This window comes from Burkholderia ubonensis (genome assembly GCF_001718695.1).
GTDB lineage: Bacteria > Pseudomonadota > Gammaproteobacteria > Burkholderiales > Burkholderiaceae > Burkholderia > Burkholderia ubonensis_B.
In genome coordinates, this window is the sequence record NZ_CP013420.1 from 1,967,030 (window position 1) to 1,981,384 (window position 14,355).

At 69.0% G+C, this 14,355-nt stretch carries 10 protein-coding genes and 1 pseudogene; all 11 read right to left on the reverse strand.

Annotated features, from left to right (window positions below):
• Positions 1–66 precede the first annotated feature (66 nt).
• Entirely contained in the window at positions 67–1,299 is a 1,233-nt protein-coding gene (gene ftsA, locus WJ35_RS09000) for a cell division protein FtsA (RefSeq protein WP_010091242.1), read from the reverse strand.
• A gap of 26 nt (positions 1,300–1,325) precedes the next feature.
• A complete protein-coding gene (locus tag WJ35_RS09005) occupies positions 1,326–2,078 on the reverse strand; it encodes a cell division protein FtsQ/DivIB (RefSeq protein ID WP_010091241.1) in 753 nt (250 codons plus the stop codon).
• Positions 2,079–2,098: 20 nt separating this feature from the next.
• Positions 2,099–3,041 (reverse strand): annotated as a pseudogene (locus WJ35_RS09010) (D-alanine--D-alanine ligase).
• A gap of 1 nt (position 3,042) precedes the next feature.
• A complete protein-coding gene (murC, locus tag WJ35_RS09015) occupies positions 3,043–4,440 on the reverse strand; it encodes a UDP-N-acetylmuramate--L-alanine ligase (RefSeq protein WP_060236350.1) in 1,398 nt (465 codons plus the stop codon).
• On the reverse strand, positions 4,437–5,540 hold the full coding sequence (gene murG / locus WJ35_RS09020; protein WP_010091238.1) for an undecaprenyldiphospho-muramoylpentapeptide beta-N-acetylglucosaminyltransferase: 1,104 nt from the start codon (positions 5,538–5,540) through the stop codon (positions 4,437–4,439). The genes murC and murG overlap by 4 nt, the downstream gene beginning before the upstream one ends.
• Positions 5,537–6,820 carry a putative lipid II flippase FtsW gene (ftsW, locus tag WJ35_RS09025; RefSeq protein WP_059716729.1) on the reverse strand — a complete coding sequence of 428 codons (1,284 nt, stop codon included), beginning with the start codon at positions 6,818–6,820 and terminating at the stop codon, positions 5,537–5,539. The genes murG and ftsW overlap by 4 nt, the downstream gene beginning before the upstream one ends.
• On the reverse strand, positions 6,817–8,328 hold the full coding sequence (murD, locus tag WJ35_RS09030; RefSeq protein ID WP_060236352.1) for a UDP-N-acetylmuramoyl-L-alanine--D-glutamate ligase: 1,512 nt from the start codon (positions 8,326–8,328) through the stop codon (positions 6,817–6,819). The genes ftsW and murD overlap by 4 nt, the downstream gene beginning before the upstream one ends.
• 28 nt (positions 8,329–8,356) lie before the next feature.
• A complete protein-coding gene (gene mraY / locus WJ35_RS09035) occupies positions 8,357–9,526 on the reverse strand; it encodes a phospho-N-acetylmuramoyl-pentapeptide-transferase (protein WP_045566724.1) in 1,170 nt (389 codons plus the stop codon).
• A 16-nt stretch (positions 9,527–9,542) separates the two neighbouring features.
• On the reverse strand, positions 9,543–10,949 hold the full coding sequence (locus tag WJ35_RS09040; protein ID WP_060236354.1) for a UDP-N-acetylmuramoyl-tripeptide--D-alanyl-D-alanine ligase: 1,407 nt from the start codon (positions 10,947–10,949) through the stop codon (positions 9,543–9,545).
• A complete protein-coding gene (locus tag WJ35_RS09045; protein WP_060236356.1) occupies positions 10,946–12,484 on the reverse strand; it encodes a UDP-N-acetylmuramoyl-L-alanyl-D-glutamate--2,6-diaminopimelate ligase in 1,539 nt (512 codons plus the stop codon). The genes WJ35_RS09040 and WJ35_RS09045 overlap by 4 nt, the downstream gene beginning before the upstream one ends.
• Positions 12,481–14,319, reverse strand: coding sequence for a peptidoglycan D,D-transpeptidase FtsI family protein (locus WJ35_RS09050; RefSeq protein WP_010091230.1), 1,839 nt, complete (start codon positions 14,317–14,319; stop codon positions 12,481–12,483). Before WJ35_RS09050 ends, WJ35_RS09045 begins: the two co-directional genes overlap by 4 nt.
• Between the last annotated feature and the right edge of the window lie 36 nt (positions 14,320–14,355).

A 14,355-nucleotide genomic window follows, 5' to 3' on the forward strand; every position in this document is an offset into this window, starting at 1 on the left:
AGGAGATCGGGCAACCCCCTGTCGCGCGCCGGCCGCCGGCACCGGCGCGAATTTCGATTCGGTTCGTCAGAAATTGCTCAGGAACCATTCCTTCATCCGCGAGAAGATCTGCCCCGCGTTGCCGGACTGCACCGCGACCTTGCGGCCGCGCATGCGCTGAGCGCTGCCTTCCACCAGGAGGCCCATCGCCGTCGAATAGCGCGGATTGCGCACGACGTCGGCCAGGCCGCCCGCGTATTCCGGCGCGCCGATGCGCACCGGTTTCAGGAAAATGTCTTCGCCGAGCTCGACCATCCCCGGCATCATCGCCGCGCCGCCGGTGATCACGACGCCGGAGCTCAGCAGTTCTTCGTAACCCGACTCGCGCACGACCTGCTGCACGAGCGAGAACAGCTCCTCGACGCGCGGCTCGATCACGGCCGCAAGCGCCTGGCGCGACAGCGTGCGCGGGCCGCGTTCGCCGAGACCCGGCACTTCGACCATCTCGTCCGGATCGGCGAGCGCCTGCTTCGCGATCCCGTAGCTGACCTTGATGTCTTCCGCGTCCGGCGTCGGCGTGCGCAGCGCCATCGCGATGTCGCTCGTGATCTGGTCGCCGGCGATCGGAATCACCGCGGTGTGGCGGATCGCGCCTTCCGCGAAGATCGCGATGTCGGTCGTGCCGCCGCCGACGTCGACGAGCACCACGCCGAGATCCTTCTCGTCCTCGGTCAGCACCGCGAGCGACGACGCGAGCGGCTGCAGGATCAGGTCGTTCACTTCCAGCCCGCAGCGGCGCACGCACTTGACGATGTTCTGCGCGGCGCTCACCGCGCCCGTCACGATGTGCACCTTCACCTCGAGGCGGATGCCGCTCATGCCGATCGGCTCGCGCACGTCTTCCTGGCCGTCGATGATGAATTCCTGCGTGAGGATGTGCAGCACCTGCTGGTCGGTCGGGATGTTGATCGCCTTCGCGGTCTCGATCACGCGCGCGACGTCCGTCTGCGTGACTTCCTTGTCCTTGATCGCGACCATCCCGCTCGAATTGAAGCTGCGGATGTGGCTGCCGGCGATCCCCGTGAACACGTTGGTGATCTTGCAGTCGGCCATCAGCTCGGCTTCCTCGAGCGCGCGCTGGATCGACTGCACGGTGGCCTCGATGTTCACCACCACGCCCTTCTTCAGACCTTTCGATTCGCTCTGGCCGAGACCGATCACCTCGTAGTGACCTTCGCCCTTCAGCTCGGCGACGACGGCCACCACCTTCGACGTGCCGATGTCGAGGGAAACCAGCAGATCCTTGTAGTCTTTGCTCATAGAGTGCTCTTGCGTGTGATCTCTCGTTACTTCTTGCGCTTGTCGGTATCGGTCAGGAACCGCATGCCCGCCGCGCGAATCGCGAATCCGTTCGGATAGCGCAGGTCCGCGTACTCGATGTCGTTGCCCCAGCGTTGCGTGACGGCCGGCCACGCGGCGACGAGGCGCTGGCTCCGGTCATGCAGGGTGTCGCCGTTGCGCTCCTTGCCCAGCTCGACCTGCATCCCGTTCGACAGCTTCACCGTCCACGCGTAGCGCGCCGACAGCGTGACCTCTTCCGGCGTCGCGTTGAGCGGCGCGAACCACTTCGCGAAATCGTGATACCGCACGACGACTTCCTTCGCGCTGCCTTCCGGCCCGTCGAACGCGGGCAGCGCCTCGTCGAGCTCGCCCTGGTTCGCGGTGAACAGCTCGCCGTCGACGCTCACCAGCTGGTCGCTGCCCCAGGTCCCGAGCGGTTTGTACTCCTCGAGCGTGACGGCCAGCGCATTCGGCCACACCCGGCGCACGCTCGCGCGGCGCACCCACGGCATCTGCTCGAACGCGACCCGCGCCGTATCGAGATCGACGGTGAAGAAGTTGCCCTTCAGCCGCCCGACCACGCCCGCGCGCACGATGGGCGCGTTGATGTGGTCGGTGTCGCCGTCGATCTGGATCGCGCGCAGCGCGAACGCCGGACGCTGGATCAGCCAGTAGCAGCCGGCCGCCGCCAACACGAGCAGCAGCAGCGCGTACAGCGCGCTGGCGGCAAGGTTGAGTTGGCGAACGTTGTTCCACATGACGTCTTTCCGTTCCTGCTTCAGTCGTTGAGCGTGAGCGACAGCACCTTCACCACCAGCTCCGAATAGCTGATGCCGACCGCGCGCGCCGCCTTCGGCGGCAGCGAGTGATCGGTCATGCCCGGCGCGGTGTTCACTTCCAGGAAGTACGCGTCGCCGTTGGCGTCGAGCATGAAGTCCGCGCGGCCCCAGTCGGTACAGCCCAGCACGTCGAACGCCCGGCGCGCGATGCGCTTCAGCTCCGCTTCCTTGTCGGCGGCGGAGGCCGCACGGAATCAGGTATTGCGTGTCGTCGGCGATGTACTTCGCGTGATAGTCGTAGAACTCGCCGGCCGGCACGATCTTGATCACGGGCAGGTCGAGATCGCCGGCGATGCACGCGGTGTATTCGCCGCCGCCCTCGATGCTCTTCTCGACGATCACGATCGGGTCGTGCTTCGCGGCTTCGGCGAGCGCAGCCGGCAGCGCGTCGGCCGTCTTCACCTTCAGCACCGCGACGCTCGAGCCTTCGCTCGCCGGCTTCACGAACAGCGGCAGGCCGAGCTTCGCGACGATCTCCGGCGCACGCGCGGCGAGGTCGTCGCCGCGCAGCACCGTCTCGAACGGCGGCGTCGGCACGCCCGTCTGCTGCCACACGAGCTTCGTGCGGAACTTGTCGAGGCCGAGCGCCGAGCCGAGCACGCCGCTGCCCGTGTAGCGGATGCCGTAGAAATCGAGCGCGCCCTGGATCTGGCCGTTCTCGCCGTAGCCGCCGTGCAGCGCGTTGAACGCGCGCACGAACCCTTCGTCCTTCAGCGCCGCCAGCGGACGCTCGGCCGGGTCGAACGGATGCGCGTCGATGCCCGCGTCGCGCAGGCCCTGCAGCACGAGCCGGCCCGAGTTGAGCGACACCTCGCGCTCCGCGGACACGCCGCCGAGCAACACTGCCACCTTGCCGAAACGTTTCGGATCAATCCCGCTCATGTCATGCCTTCTGTTGAGTGTGTTGCGCGAGCTTCGCCGGCACGCCGCCGATCGAGCCCGCGCCCATCGTGATCACCACGTCGCCGTTCTGCGCGACCTTCGTCAATGCGTCCGGCACGTCGTCGATTGCCGCGACGAATACCGGTTCAACCTTCCCCGCCGCGCGCAGCGCACGCGACAGCGCGTCGCCGTCGGCAGTCGTGATCGCCGCCTCGCCGGCCGCGTAGACTTCCGTCAGCACCAGCGCATCGACCGTCGACAGCACGTTGACGAAATCGTCGAAGCAGTCGCGCGTGCGCGTATAGCGGTGCGGCTGGAACGCGAGCACGAGGCGGCGGCCGGGGAACGCGCCGCGCGCGGCCGCGATCGTCGCCGCCATTTCGACCGGGTGATGGCCGTAGTCGTCGATCAGCGTGTAGCTGCCGCCGCCCGCCGCCGGCACTTCGCCGTAGCGCTGGAAGCGCCGGCCGACGCCGTTGAATTCCGCGAGCGCCTGCTGGATCGCGTCGTCCGACACGCCGAGATCCGTCGCGATCGCGATCGCCGCGAGCGCGTTCTGCACGTTGTGCAGGCCCGGCAGGTTCAGCACGACCGGCAGCGGCTCGCGCCCTTCGCGGATCACCGTGAAGTGCATCCGGCCATCGCGCGCGTCGATGTCTTCCGCGCGCACCTGCGCGTCCGGCGACAGCCCGTAGCGCACCACCGGCTTCGAGATGAACGGGATGATCTGGCGCACGTTCGGGTCGTCGACGCACACGACCGCGCTGCCGTAGAACGGCAGCCGCTGCGTGAATTCGATGAACGCCTGCTTGAGCCGCGCGAAATCGTGGCCGTAGGTATCCATGTGGTCGGCATCGATGTTCGTGATGACTTCGATCACCGGATACAGGTTCAGGAACGACGCGTCCGACTCGTCGGCCTCCGCGACGATGAAGTCGCCCGTGCCGAGCCGCGCGTTCGCGCCGGCGCTGATCAGCCGCCCGCCGATCACGAAGGTCGGATCGAGGCCGCCCGCCGCGAGCACGCTCGCGACGAGGCTCGTCGTCGTGGTCTTGCCGTGCGTGCCCGCGATCGCGATGCCCTGCTTCAGGCGCATCAGCTCGGCGAGCATTACCGCGCGCTGCACGATCGGCACGCGCTTCGCGCGCGCGGCCAGCACTTCCGGGTTGTCCGAGCGCACGGCCGTCGACACGACGACCGCATTCGCGCCCTCGATGTTCGCCGCGTCGTGGCCGATCGAGATCCGCGCGCCGAGCGCCTCGAGGCGGTCGGTCACCGCGTTGCGCGACAGGTCCGAGCCGCTGACCTGGTAGCCGAGATTGACGAGCACTTCCGCGATGCCGCTCATGCCGGCGCCGCCGATCCCGACGAAATGAATGTGTTTGACGATGTGTTTCATTGCAGTGTTTCCAGGTTCGCGCCGGCCACCGTCGCGCAGACCCGCGCGACCTCATCGGTGGCATCCGGCTTCGCCAGCGAGCGCGAACGCTCCGCCATGTCCGCGAGCGACGCCCGCGACTGGCTGCGCAGCCAGTCGGCGAGCAGGTCGGCCGACAGGTCGCGTTGTTGCACCAGCACCGCCGCTCCCGCCTCGGCGAGGAACGCGGCATTGGTCGTCTGGTGATCGTCGACGGCATACGGGAACGGCACGAACAGCGCCGCCACCCCGACCGCCGCGATCTCCGATACCGTCATCGCGCCCGACCGGCAGATCACGAGATCGGCGGCCGCGTACGCGGCCGCCATGTCGTCGATGAACGGCACGAGCTGCACGTCGCTGCCGCACACGAGGCCGGCAGCCTCGTAGTTCGCCTTCAGCACGTCGATGTGCTTCGCGCCCGCCTGATGCACGATGCGCGGCCGCTCGCCCGGCGCGAGCATCGCCAGCGCACGCGGCACCACTTCGTTCAGCGCGGCGGCGCCGAGGCTGCCGCCGACGACCAGCACGTTCAGCGGGCCGCTGCGCGCCGCATAGCGTGCTTTGGGCGGTTCCGTGCGCGCAAGTTCCGCGCGAATCGGGTTGCCGGTCCATTCGGCGTGCGGCAACGCGTCCGGGAACGCGACGAGCACGCGTTTCGCGAGCTTCGCGAGCACCTTGTTCGCGAGGCCGGCGATCGAATTCTGTTCGTGCAGCACGAGCGGACGGCCGGACAGCGCCGTCATCACGCCCGCCGGGAACGTGATGTAGCCGCCCATCCCGAGCACGACGTCGGGCTTGACCCGGCGCAGCGCGCCGAGGCTCTGCCAGCACGCGCGCAGCAGGTTGAACGGCAGCGACAGCTTGGTCTTCAGCCCCTTGCCGCGCACGCCGCCGAACCGCACGTATTCCATCGGGATGCCGTGCTTCGGCACGAGCGTCGCCTCCATCCCGGCCGGATTTCCGAGCCACACGACGCGCCAGCCTGCCGCTTCCATCCGGTGCGCGACCGCGAGCCCCGGGAACACGTGGCCCCCGGTGCCGCCTGCCATCACCATCAGCGTGCGATGCGTCGCGGTCATACCTTCCCTCCGCGCATCAGCACCCGGTTTTCATAATCGACGCGCAGCAGCACCGCGAGCGCGACGCAGTTGAGCAGGATGCCCGAGCCGCCGTAGCTCACAAGCGGCAGCGTCAGGCCCTTGGTCGGCAGCAGGCCGAGGTTCACGCCCATGTTGATGAACGCCTGCGCGCCGAACCAGATGCCGATGCCCTTCGCGGTCAATCCCGCGAACGTGCGGTCGAGCGCGAGCGCCTGGCGGCCGATCTCGAACGCGCGGCGCACGATCCAGTAGAACAGCAGGATCACGACCATCACGCCGACGAAGCCGAGCTCCTCGCCGATCACCGCGAGGATGAAGTCGGTATGCGCTTCGGGCAGGTAGTTCAGCTTCTCGACGCTGCCGCCGAGGCCGACGCCGAACCATTCGCCGCGGCCGAACGCGATCAGCGAGTGCGTGAGCTGATACGCCTTGCCCTGCGCGTAGCGCTCGTCCCACGGATCGAGATACGCGAAGATCCGCTCGCGCCGCCACGGCGACAGCCAGACGAGCATCGTGAAGGTGCCGACCGCCGTCGCGACGAGGCCGCCGAACAGCTTGCCGTTCACGCCGCCGAGGAACAGCACGCCCATCGCGATCGCGGCGATCACCATGAACGCGCCCATGTCCGGCTCGAGCAGCAGCAGCGCGCCGACGAGGCCGACCGCGCAGGCCATCGGCAGGAAGCCCTTCGCGAAGCTCTGCATGTATTCCTGCTTGCGCACCGTGTAGTTTGCCGCATAGATCGTCACCGCGAGCTTCATGACTTCCGACGGCTGCATGTTCGTGATGCCGAGCGGAATCCAGCGGCGCGCGCCGTTCACGCCCTTGCCGACGTGCGGGATCAGCACGATCACGAGGCTGACGAGCGCGATCAGGAAGAGATGCGGCGCGTACTTGTCCCACGTCGACACCGGCACGCGGAACGCGATCACCGCCGCGATGAACGCGACGACGAGCGACACGCAGTGGCGCAGCAGGAACGCGTAATCGTGATACGACGCGTACTTCGGCGAATCCGGCATCGCGATCGACGCCGAATACACCATCACGACGCCGAGCCCGAGCAGCGCGACCGCGACCCACAGCAGCGAGTAGTCGAAATCGAGCATCCGCGAACGGCCCGGCCGCACGCCGTTGACGACGCTCGCGAGGCCGCCGGTCGCGGCCCGCGTGGCCGACGCGACGCGGCCGCCGGCCGCATTGCCGCCGCCGTCGCGTCGATCGTTGAAACGGGAGACGAGGCGATCGGACCAGCTCATGGCGTCGCTCCTTGATCGAGGGCGAGATCCTCCACCGCGCGGCGGAACACGTCCGCGCGATGGGCGTAGCTCCTGAACATGTCGAAGCTCGCGCATGCGGGCGACAGCAGCACCGCGTCGCCCGGCTCCGCGAGTTCGCTCGCCGCGCGCACCGCCGCCTCGAGCGTCGCGTGATCGACGAGCGGCACGCCGGTGTCGGCGAGCGCGTCGCGAATCGCCGGCGCGTCGCGGCCGATCAGCAGCACCGCGCGGCACCAGCGCGCGACCGGAGCCGCGAGCGGCGAGAAATCCTGGCCCTTGCCGTCGCCGCCGGCGATCAGCACGATCCGCTGTGCGAGCCCGTCGAGCGCGGCCACCGTCGCGCCGACGTTCGTGCCCTTGCTGTCGTCGACGTAATCGACTTCGTCGAGCGTCGCGATCAGCTCGACGCGATGCGCCTCGCCGCGGTATTCGCGCAGCCCGTGCAGCAGCAGCGCGGCCGGCAGGTCGATCGCGCGCGCGAGCGCGAACGCGGCAAGCGCGTTCGCCGCGTTGTGCAGGCCGCGGATGCGCAGCGCGTCGGCCGGCATCAGGCGCTTCTGCGCGATGTCCGGCGTATGGACGGCGTCGCGCCTGCGGCGGCGGCCCGTCGCCGGCTCGTCGGTCGCGTCGCGATCAATCGCCTCGACGAGCCACGCGATCCCGTTGTCGCGCAACAGCCCGTAATCGCCCTCGTGCACCGGCTCGTTCAGGCCGAACGTGATCGTGCGTGGCGCATCGGCCGCGCCCGCGGCCGGCGCGAACTTCATCACGGCCGCATCGTCGCGGTTCAGCACGCGCGTCGTCGTCGCGCCGAAAATCCGGCCCTTTGCGGCTGCATACGCGTCGAAGCTGCCGTGCCAGTCGAGGTGGTCCTGCGTGATGTTGAGGATCGCGGCCGCGTCCGGCGCGAACGTGCGCGCGGTCTCAAGCTGGAAGCTCGACAGCTCCAGCACCCAGACGTCCGGCAGCGCGGTGGCGTCGATCGCGCCGGCGAGCCGGTCGAGCATCGCCGGGCTGATGTTGCCCGCGACGCCGACCTTCTTGCCCGCCCGTTCGCACAACAGGCCGGTCAGGCTCGTCGTCGTGGTCTTGCCGTTGGTGCCCGTGATCGCCAGCACCTTCGGCTGATAGCCGCTCGCGCCGAGCGCGCGCAGCGCCTGCGCGAAGAACTCCAGTTCGCCCCACACCGCGACGCCGCGCTCGTTCGCCGCCGCGATCAGCGCCGCGAGCGCCGGCTCGAGCGGCGACAGGCCGGGGCTCAGCCCGACGATCTCGATGCCGCCGTCGAGCAGCGCCGGCGAAAACGGACCGCCGACGAATTCCGCGTCGATGCCTTCTGCCTGCAGCGCGGCAAGGTTCGGCGGCGCCTCGCGGGTATCGGCAATGCGCAGCCGGCACCCGTGCCTCGCGCACCACCGCGCGATCGCGAGACCCGATTCGCCGAGCCCCAGCACGAGCACCATCGGCCGTTGCCGATCTCCAAACATCTCGCCAGACATCCTTGTTACCTTTCCTTTACCGCAACTTGAGGGTGGTCAGACCGAACAGGCACAGCATCAGCGTGATGATCCAGAAACGCACCACCACCTGCGTTTCCTTCCAGCCGGACAATTCGAAATGGTGATGCAGCGGCGCCATCTTGAGCAGGCGCCGCCCTTCGCCGTAGCGCTTTTTCGTGTACTTGAACCACGAAACCTGCAGCATCACCGACAGCGTTTCCGCGACGAAGATGCCGCCCATGATGAACAGCACGATTTCCTGGCGCACGATCACCGCGACCGTGCCGAGCGCGCCGCCGAGCGCCAGCGCGCCGACGTCGCCCATGAACACCTGCGCGGGATGCGTGTTGTACCAGAGGAACGCGAGCCCCGCCCCGCCCATCGCGGAACAGAAGATCAGCAGTTCGCCTGCGCCCGGGATGTGCGGGAACAGCAGGTATTTCGAATAGACCGCGCTGCCCATCACGTACGCGAACACGCCGAGCGATGCGCCGACCAGCACGACCGGCATGATCACGAGGCCGTCGAGGCCATCGGTCAGGTTCACCGCGTTGCTCGCGCCGACGATCACGAAATAGGTCAGCACGATGAAGCCCCACACGCCGAGCGGATAGCTGATCGACTTCAGGAACGGCAGCATCAGGTCGGCGCGCGCCGGCAGCCCCATCGACAGGCCGCTCCTCACCCACGCCATGAACAGGTCGAACACGCGCACGTTGTTCGCCTCGGACACGCTGAATGCCAGGTAGACGGCCGCGAACAGGCCGATCACCGACTGCCAGAAGTACTTCTCGCGCGACGACATCCCGCGCGGGTCCTTGTGGACGACCTTGCGATAGTCGTCGACCCAGCCGATCACGCCGAAACCGAACGTAACCAGCATCACGATCCAGATGAAACGGTTCGTCAGGTCGCCCCACAGCAGCGTCGCGACCGCGATGCCGATCAGGATCAGCACGCCGCCCATCGTCGGCGTGCCGGACTTGACGAGGTGCGTCTGCGGGCCGTCCTTGCGCACGGCCTGCCCCACCTTCATTTCGGTCAGCTTGCGGATCACCCACGGTCCGCACACGAGCCCGATCCCGAGCGCGGTGATGGTGGCCATCACCGCACGGAACGTCAGGTACGTGAACAAGCGCAAAAAGCTTGCGTCGCCCTGCAGCCATTGCGCCAGCGCCAGCAGCATGCTTCCTTCCTTCTACTCAAGGTGCGGCGGGCGCCGTGCCCGCCGCGGGTTGGTTCGTCAGCGCGTCGACCACGCGCTCCATCTTCATGTACCGCGAGCCCTTCACGAGCACCGTCGCCCGTGCGCCGTAGCCCGCCGCCAGCAGCGCGTCGACCAGCGCGCCGACGTCGCCGAAGTGGCGGGCCGTGTCGCCGTAGGATGCGCAGGCGTCGCGCGAGGCGTCGCCGAGCGCGAACAGTGCATCGATGCCACGCTCGCGCGCATACGCGCCGACCTCGCGATGGAACGCAGGGCCTTCGTCGCCGACTTCGCCCATGTCGCCGATCACCAGCACGCGCGGCGCGGGCTGCGCCGCGAGCACGTCGATCGCCGCGCGCATCGAATCGGGGTTCGCGTTGTACGTGTCGTCGACGACCGTCGCGCCCGCCAGGCTGCCGGCGATTGCCTGCCGGACCTGCAGGCGGCCCTTGACCGGCTCGAACGCCTCGAGGCCCTGGCGGATCGCCGTCAGCGCGACGCCCGCCGCCAGCGCGGCGGCTGTCGCCGCCAGCGCGTTGCGCGCGTTGTGTGCGCCGAGCGCACGCAGCCGCACCGTGATCGACCCGGCGGGCGTGTCGATCGCGAGTGCGCCGCCGTCGACGCGGCCCGTCACTTGCGCGTCGGTGTGCCGCTCGCCGTCGTCGAGCGCGAAGTCGACGATCCGGTTGCCGGTCGCCGCGACGCGCCAGATGCCCGCGTACGCGTCGTCGGCCGGGAACACCGCGACGCCGTCCGGCGCGAGCGCGTGGATCACGGCCGCATGTTCGAGCGCGACGGCTTCGACCGTCGCCATGAATTCCTGGTGCTCGCGCTGCGCATTGTTGACGAGCGCGACCGTCGGCGCCGTGAGGCGCGCAAGGATCTCCGTCTCGCCCGGGTGGTTCATCCCGAGCTCGATCACCGCGAGCCGGTGCGCGGCGTTCAGGCGCAGCAGCGTCAACGGCAGGCCGACGTCATTATTGAGGTTGCCGGCCGTGGCGAGCCGCGCATCCGCGCCGACCGCGGCGGCAAAGATCGACGCGATCATTTCCTTGACCGTCGTCTTGCCGTTGCTGCCCGTCACAGCGACGACCGGCAACGGGAATCGTTTGCGCCAGCCGTGTGCAAGGGCGCCGAGCGCGGCCCGTGTTTCACCGCCCTCGATCGTCGGCATCGCGAGGCCCGCCGGCGTGTGCGACACGAGCGCCGCGGCCGCGCCGCGCGCCGCCACGTCGGCGAGGAAATCGTGCGCGTCGAAGCGCTCCCCTTTCAGCGCGACGAACAGGTCGCCCGGGCCGACCGTGCGGCTGTCCGTCGACACGCGCTCGAACGTGACGCGCGCGTCGCCGTGGACGGTCGCGCCCTGAATCAGGCGAGCGGCTTCACCAAGGCTGAGCATCGTCATTCGCCGCCTCCCTTGCCGTGCGTCGCGCGCGCCGCGAGCGCGAGCCGCGCGTGGTCCTGGTCGGAGAACGCGCGCTTCTTGCCCATGATCTCCTGCGTCGCCTCGTGCCCCTTGCCGGCCAGCACGACGACGTCCTCGCGCGCCGCGCCGCGCACCGCCTGCAGGATCGCGCTCGCGCGGTCCTCGATCCGGCGCGCGTTGTCCGGCGCGGTCATCCCGGCGACGATCTGGTCGATGATGCGCTGCGGGTCCTCGCTGCGCGGGTTGTCGCTCGTCACGACGACCTCGTCGGCCAGCCGCTCGGCGATCGCGCCCATCAGCGGACGCTTGGTCGCGTCGCGGTCGCCGCCGCAGCCGAACATGCAGACGAGCGCGCCACCGCGCGCGACGGCGATCGGACGCAGCGCGTCGAGCGTCTTCTCGAGCGCGTCGGGCGTGTGCGCATAGTCGATCACGACGAGCGGCTCGTCGTTCTGCAGCCGGCCGCCGAGGCGCTGCATCCGGCCGTTGACCGGCTCGAGCCGCGCGATTTCGGCGAGCGCCGCGTCGAACGGCACGTCGGCCGCGAGCAGCGTGCCGAGCACCGCGAGCAGGTTGCTGACGTTGAACGTGCCGAGCGTGCCGACCTCGACGTCCGCGTCGCCCCACGACGAACGCAGGCGGAATGCTGTGCCGGTCGCGGTCGCACGCACGTCATGCGCGCTCAGCTCGCGATCCGCACCCGCCGCCGGCGCATCGCCGATCCCGTATGCGATCGTGCGCACTTGGCCGGACAGGCTCGCGAGCAGACGGCTGCCGGCCGCGTCGTCGCGATTGACGACCGCGGCGCGCAGGCCGCGCCATGCGAACAGCTTCGCCTTCGCCGCTTCGTACGCGTCGAACGTGCGGTGATAGTCGAGGTGATCCTGCGTGAGGTTCGTAAACACGGCGATGTCGAACGCGGTGCCATTCACGCGGCCCTGATGCAGCGCGTGCGACGACACCTCCATCGCCACGGCCTTCGCGCCCGCGTCGCGCAACTGCGCGAGGCTGCGCTGCAGCTGCGGCGCATCGGGCGTCGTGAAGCCGGTCGGCACCAGATGGCCCGGCATCCCGCTGCCGAGCGTGCCGATCAGCGCGCACGGCCGATCGAGCGCCGTCAGCGCGGCGGCGATCCACTGCGTGCACGACGTCTTGCCGTTCGTGCCGGTCACGCCGACCGCGAACAGGCTGTCGCTCGGATCGCCGTACCACCCGCTGGCGATGTCGCCGGCGAGTTCGTTCAGCGCCGGCACGGCGAGCGCGACCGGCGCGGCAGGTGCGGCGGCAAGGCCGTCCGGCTGATACAGCACGGCGGCGGCGCCGCGCGCGACCGCGTCGGCAATGAAGGCGCGGTTGTCGGCCCCGTCGACCGCATACGCGAGAAACACGTCGCCTGCTTCGAGGCTGCGCGTATCCGCATGCAGTTGCGCGGCGGGGGCCACATGCTGACGCAGCCACGCGAGCGCGGCTGCGATCTGCTGGTGCGCCGGATGGGAACTGCGAGCGGCGCTCATCGAATGACTCCAGGAGAATTGCGTGTCGTGCTGGACACGATCATATGCTTCGCGCCCGCACCCGCGGCCAGCTTTTGCGGCCCGGTCGCGGGGGGCGTATCGTCAGACACGACGAGCTGCTTGACCGGCATGTTCGGCGGCACGTTCAGCGCGCGCAGCGCGTCGCCTGCGATCGCCGAGAACACCGGCCCGGACACCTGCCCGCCGAAGTGGCTGCCCGCCGTCGGCTCGTCGACCGACACCGCGACGACGATGCGCGGGTTCGGCATCGGCGCCATCCCGACGAACGACGCCCGGTACTTGCGGGTATAGCCGTGCCCTTCGTGCTTGTACGCGGTACCGCTCTTGCCGCCGACGCGGTAGCCCGGCACGGCGGCGTCCGGCGACGTGCCGCCCGGCGCCACGACCGTTTCGAGCATCGCCCGCACCTGGCGCGCGGTGGACGGGGCGAAAATCTGCGGCCCCGCGACCGGCTGCGCGCTGTTGGTCTTGAAGATCGTCACCGGCATCAGCTCGCCGTCGTGCGCGATCGCCGTATACGCGCGCCCGAGCTGGAACAGCGACGCGGACAGGCCATAGCCGTACGACATCGTCGCCTGCTCGATCCTGCGCCAATTCTTCCACTGCCGCAGGCGGCCGGCCGCCGCGCCCGGGAAGCCGACCTTCGGCGCCTGGCCGAGGCCGATGCTCGTATACATATTCCACATTTCCTCGGGCTTCATCGTCATCGCGATCTTCGTCGCGCCGATGTTGCTCGATTTCTGGATCACGCCGCCGACCGTCAGCGTGCCGAAGCCCGCGTCGTCGGTGATCGGCGCGCCGTCCAGCACGAAGTGGCCGTTGCCGGTCTCGACGAGCGTGTTCGGCGTCACGCGATGCAGGTCGAGCGCGAGCGACACCGTAAACGGCTTCATGATCGAGCCCGGCTCGAACACGTCGGTCAGGATCCGGTTGCGCAGCTGCTCGCCCGTCAGGTGCGAACGGTCGTTCGGGTTGTACGTCGGATAGTTGACGAGCGCGAGCACCTCGCCGGTGCGCACGTCGATGACCATCGCCGCGCCCGCCTTCGCCTTGAACTTGTCGACCGCGGCCTTCAGGTTCGCGTACGCGATGTACTGGATCTTGCTGTCGATCGACAGGTCGACGTCCGTCCCGTTGTGCGGCGGCAGCTGCTCGGCAACGTCCTCGACGATGTGTCCAAGCCGGTCCTTGATCACCCGGCGCACGCCCGAGGTGCCGGACAGCAGCTTCTGGTCACCGAGCTCGACGCCTTCCTGGCCCTCGTCCTCGACGTTCGTGAAGCCGATCAGGTGCGCGGTGATCTCGCCTTCCGGATAGAAGCGCTTGTATTCGTTGCGCTGGTACACGCCGGGGATGTCGAGCGCCGCGACCTTGTCGGCGGTGTCGATCGGCACCTGGCGCTTCACGTACACGAAACCCTTGTCCTCCGACAGCTTCGCGCGCAGCTCCTTCTGCGTCATGCCGAGCAGCTTGCCGAGCTGGTCGAGCTTGTCCGCGCCGAGATCGTCCGGCACCGCGTCGGGAATCGCCCAGATCGCGCGCACGGGCAGGCTCGTCGCGAGCACGAGCCCGTTGCGGTCGAGAATCTTGCCGCGCGTCGCCGGCAGCTCGATCGTGCGCTGGTAGCGGCTTTCGCCCTGCTTCTGATAGAACGCGTTGCCGGGCCCCTGGATCCAGAACGCGCGCGCGGCGAGCGCGACGAACGCCATGAACAGCAGGAACACGACGAGCTTCGAGCGCCACATCGGCAGGTGCACCGACAGCACGGGGCTCGACGCGAACTTCACGTTCTGGCGCTTCTGCGACGGCTTCATCGCGCGCCTCCCCTGGCCTTGCCCACCGCCCCGCAT

What these genes read in the sequence shown, in the direction of transcription:
- ftsA (WP_010091242.1), bottom strand. Translation starts at nt 1,299, where the DNA reads ATGAGCAAAGACTACAAGGATCTGCTGGTTTCCCTCGACATCGGCACG.
- WJ35_RS09005 (WP_010091241.1), bottom strand. Translation starts at nt 2,078, where the DNA reads ATGTGGAACAACGTTCGCCAACTCAACCTTGCCGCCAGCGCGCTGTAC.
- murC (WP_060236350.1), bottom strand. Translation starts at nt 4,440, where the DNA reads ATGAAACACATCGTCAAACACATTCATTTCGTCGGGATCGGCGGCGCC.
- murG (WP_010091238.1), bottom strand. Translation starts at nt 5,540, where the DNA reads ATGACCGCGACGCATCGCACGCTGATGGTGATGGCAGGCGGCACCGGG.
- ftsW (WP_059716729.1), bottom strand. Translation starts at nt 6,820, where the DNA reads ATGAGCTGGTCCGATCGCCTCGTCTCCCGTTTCAACGATCGACGCGAC.
- murD (WP_060236352.1), bottom strand. Translation starts at nt 8,328, where the DNA reads ATGTTTGGAGATCGGCAACGGCCGATGGTGCTCGTGCTGGGGCTCGGC.
- mraY (WP_045566724.1), bottom strand. Translation starts at nt 9,526, where the DNA reads ATGCTGCTGGCGCTGGCGCAATGGCTGCAGGGCGACGCAAGCTTTTTG.
- WJ35_RS09040 (WP_060236354.1), bottom strand. Translation starts at nt 10,949, where the DNA reads ATGACGATGCTCAGCCTTGGTGAAGCCGCTCGCCTGATTCAGGGCGCG.
- WJ35_RS09045 (WP_060236356.1), bottom strand. Translation starts at nt 12,484, where the DNA reads ATGAGCGCCGCTCGCAGTTCCCATCCGGCGCACCAGCAGATCGCAGCC.
- WJ35_RS09050 (WP_010091230.1), bottom strand. Translation starts at nt 14,319, where the DNA reads ATGAAGCCGTCGCAGAAGCGCCAGAACGTGAAGTTCGCGTCGAGCCCC.